The following is a 3,611-nucleotide window of genomic DNA, read 5'->3' as shown; positions in this document are numbered from 1 at the left end:
AAAAGAAAATCCGGCCTTATTGCAAAAATGGTTCAGAGACTATGCCGCAAGCGGGCTTGCCCCGGCTTATATGCCCAAGGAGGAATTGAACCATGAATGATAAAAATCTCCTTGCCCTTTACGGCCTCAAATACAACCCTTTTGTGCAGAACCTGCCTATCGAAGCCATCTGGGTAACTCCTGAAACAGAAAACTTTACCCACCGCGTCCAGGCAATGATCCCGCAGGGCGGCTTTGCCCTTATCACCGGAGACCCCGGACAGGGCAAAAGCAAAACCCTGCAATGGATATCCCATGCCTTGAGCGCAATGCCGGATATCACCGTCGGCGTCATGCCTGAAGGACGAGGTTTCTGTGAACTTCGGGAGGGGCGCTCGAACTACTCTCTCGCACTTCCAATGATCAACGCCCCGACGGGTTTTGGAGAAATTTAAAGAAGTCGCCCTTTGTTGATAAAACCAGCCAGTCTTTCTCCGACAATGTGGTTTTATAGGTATCCATGGTTTTCAGGAATTGGTAAAAGGCCCGGGATTCCGCACTTTGATTGTAGGCCTGGGCATAGATGGTAGTGGCCTCGGCATCCGCTTTTCCCTTGATTTCCTGAGCCAGCCGATAGGCATCCGATTCGATCTTTTTCAGATCCCGACCTTTATCTCCCAAAATTTTGGCCGCCTCCCCCTGACCTTCGGAGCGGAATTTATCGGCAATCCGTTTGCGCTCGGAGATCATCCTTTCGTATATCTTCTTTTGCACCTCTTCCACATAGTTGATCCGCTTAAAGCGGATGTCCAGCAATTCGATGCCGAGGACATCCAGACGGGGGGCAGCGGCTTCGATAATCATCCGGGTAATTTTCTCTCTGCCGAGCTGAATCTTGAGGTTGATTTCAGAATCCTGAATTTCCTCCTGCTCTCCGCTTACTTCCAGTCTGCGATTCGTTGAACGGATGATTTCCACCAGATCATGGTTGGCAATGGCGTTGCGGGTCAACCCATCCAGGATGTCATCCAGACGGGTTTTGGCCCCCCGTTCGTCGCGCACCCGCTGGAAGAACAGCAGGGGGTCCTTGATCCGCCAGCGGGCGTAACTGTCCACCCAGACAAACCGCTTATCCTTGGTCGGAATCTGGTTGGGGTCGCCATCCCAGGCTAGGAACCGTTTGTCAAAAAAATTGGCGATTTGAATGATGGGCAGCTTAAAATGAATCCCCGCTTCAGCAATGGGCTTCCCCACCGGTTTTCCAAACTGGGTAATGATGACCTGTTCCGTTTCGTTCACAATAAAGGCGGAAGAAACCAGGAGGATCAGGCCTGCTATCATCAGAACGACCAGGCCGCCGAAGGTTTTTTGTTTTGTGCTATTCATGTTTCTTCTCCTCCTTTTTCGCCTCTTCCTTTGTAAACTGAAACAGGGGCAAAATCCCGCTGGTTTTCTCGTCGGTGATCAGTTTTCTTCCGACCTTGGGAAGGACTTCGCTCATTGTTTCCAGGTAAATTCTCTGACGGGTTACTTCCGGGGCTTTGGAATATTCCTTGAAGACCGCGTTGAACTTTGTGGCTTCCCCCCGGGCCTGATTGACCCGCTCGATGGCGTACCCCTTGGCTTCCTCGATCGATCTCGCCGCGGTTCCGCGGGCCTTGGGGATAATCTGGTTGTATTCCGACCGGGCCTGATTGATCAATTTCTCGCGCTCCTGCTGCGCCTCGTTCACCTCGTTGAAAGCCGGCTTGACCGAATCGGGGGGATTGACGTCCTGCAGGACGACCTGGTCCACTTTGATGCCGGTATCGTATTGGTCGCACAGTACCTGCAATTTTTCGCTGACGGTCGCGGCGATTTCCACCCGGCCGACCGTCAGCACTTCGTTGACCGAACGATCGCCGACCACTTCGCGCATCAATGCTTCATTCATGTCCCGGAAAGTCTGGGTGGTATTGCGCACCTTGAATAAAAATTTGTAGGGATCGGCGATCCGATACTGAACAATCCATTCCACTTCGCTGGCGTTCAAATCGCCGGTCAGCATCAGCGACTCCTGCTGGTAAGCGCGGGTGGAATATTTGGATCGATCCCTTTGCGCCTCCGTTCGAAAGCCGAACTCCACCTTCAACTGCCGCTCCACAGGAACCTTCGTCACCTCTTCAATACCGAAAGGCAATTTGAAGTTCATGCCCGGATTCGCCGTCCGCGTGTATTGGCCGAACCGGAGGATCACCCCCACCTCTTCCGGGTTCACCGTGAAAAACGATGACGATCCCAGAATGAAAATGAATATTCCAGCCGCAATCCAACGGAGGGTTCTCCCATCGATTTTAGGCAGTTGGAATTTGCTGAAATCAAAAAGCAGGTCCTGACTCATGGTTTTGCCCCTTTCTAGTGTTTTGAGCAGATTATTTATTGTGTTTGATAAGAACTTCCTTTTTCGTGATGGGAGTATAGGGGGACTACTTTTGGCTTGTCAAGGGATATTTTGCATCGTATTGCATCGAAAACCGGTGGCTGGCGCTGCGACAGGGTAAGAAAGATGGATCGGTGGCCGCCCTTTTGAGAAATCATCCCATCTTTTGGTCGAGTCACCCGACAAGAGGGCATTTTGGGGCACATTTCGGGCAGACCAGGGGATCTGTTTCGTATATCTTCTGAATCAACCTGGCCCAACTTTTCCTGAACGCCTTTATGTTTCCCTGCGGTTCGAGGATGCAGGGGATGGCGTCATCCAGACCTTCCTTTTGGCATTTTCCCCGCGAGACGTTGCTGTAATACCCGTAATAACGCACCATCTGCTCGACATAGGGCCGCCAGAATCCGTATTGCCGGGAGAAATATTCATCATAGATTTGGAGAAAGGTTTCAAAATAATCCTCTACGCAGCGGTAGTAATCCGAATCTTGCGGGTGGCGGGGGCGATAAACGGCGGCAGGAGCGGACATGATTTCTCTCCTTTGAGAAAATCAGACCGCCAATAATAGAACGAGCGTTCTATTTGTCAAGAAGAATCGGGAACACTCTTGCCTATAAATATCCGGAAACTTAAAAAGGCTTAATCAGTTTTGAGGGGATGTCTTATGTGTCGCACGGTCTTGTCGGTTCAAAATCTTCCGATATGCGCATTATGCAGACAAACGTTATCCTATGGAGGAAATCTTCAAGGAAGTATCATGAAGGGGAATAATTATGGCCCTTATTAGTTCACCATAAATGATTGGCTGTCCCTCATATTTTCGCCCAGGATACCATAAAATGCCATTTTTTCATAATGTTAAGTAGAGCACACCATGATTGTGCTATACAGAATTATCATATTGCAATATAATTTTTCAGCCTAATATATGTTGAACGAAACCGCTCTCGCGGTAATTACGATAGCTACACAAAGCAGTGCTGAGGCGCTGCTTTTATCTGCTTCCTCAGGACAAAGCCAGAAACGCCACCGGACTGAGAAAAACCATTGATGCTACAGAAATCGCTGACATCGTTGACACCACCGACCTGGCAAAAGAAAATCCGGCCTTATTGCAAAAATGGTTCAGAGACTATGCCGCAAGCGGGCTTGCCCCGGCTTATATGCCCAAGGAGGAATTGAACCATGAATGATAAAAATCTCCTTGCCC

General features: G+C 49.9%; 5 protein-coding genes. 2 read left to right on the top strand and 3 right to left on the bottom strand.

Annotation, left to right across the window (positions count from 1 at the left end; genetic code table 11):
* The first annotated feature begins 92 nt into the window (after nt 1-92).
* Nucleotides 93-434 carry an ATP-binding protein gene (locus K0B01_14735; GenBank protein MBW6487399.1) on the top strand — a complete coding sequence of 114 codons (342 nt, stop codon included), beginning with the start codon at nt 93-95 and terminating at the stop codon, nt 432-434.
* Here the strand turns inward: K0B01_14735 and hflC are convergent.
* The 3 genes from hflC to K0B01_14720 form a co-directional block, all read right to left on the bottom strand.
* Nucleotides 403-1,365 carry a protease modulator HflC gene (gene hflC / locus K0B01_14730; GenBank protein MBW6487398.1) on the bottom strand — a complete coding sequence of 321 codons (963 nt, stop codon included), beginning with the start codon at nt 1,363-1,365 and terminating at the stop codon, nt 403-405. The genes K0B01_14735 and hflC overlap by 32 nt on opposite strands.
* Nucleotides 1,358-2,359 (bottom strand): FtsH protease activity modulator HflK, encoded by a 1,002-nt coding sequence (gene hflK / locus K0B01_14725; protein ID MBW6487397.1) that lies wholly within the window; start codon nt 2,357-2,359, stop codon nt 1,358-1,360. The genes hflC and hflK overlap by 8 nt, the downstream gene beginning before the upstream one ends.
* 214 nt (nt 2,360-2,573) lie before the next feature.
* The gene (locus tag K0B01_14720; GenBank protein ID MBW6487396.1) at nt 2,574-2,930 is read right to left on the bottom strand and encodes a hypothetical protein; all 357 of its coding nucleotides are present in this window, start codon (nt 2,928-2,930) and stop codon (nt 2,574-2,576) included.
* Between the two features lie 448 nt (nt 2,931-3,378).
* On the opposite strand from K0B01_14720, the gene K0B01_14715 reads away from it, so the two are divergent.
* A complete protein-coding gene (locus K0B01_14715) occupies nt 3,379-3,594 on the top strand; it encodes a hypothetical protein (GenBank protein ID MBW6487395.1) in 216 nt (71 codons plus the stop codon).
* The last annotated feature ends 17 nt before the right edge of the window (nt 3,595-3,611 follow it).

The organism is Syntrophobacterales bacterium (genome assembly GCA_019429105.1).
Lineage (GTDB): Bacteria > Desulfobacterota > Syntrophia > Syntrophales > UBA5619 > DYTH01.
Note: the sequence above shows the minus strand (reverse complement) of the source record. Positions and strands in the feature narration are given on the sequence as shown.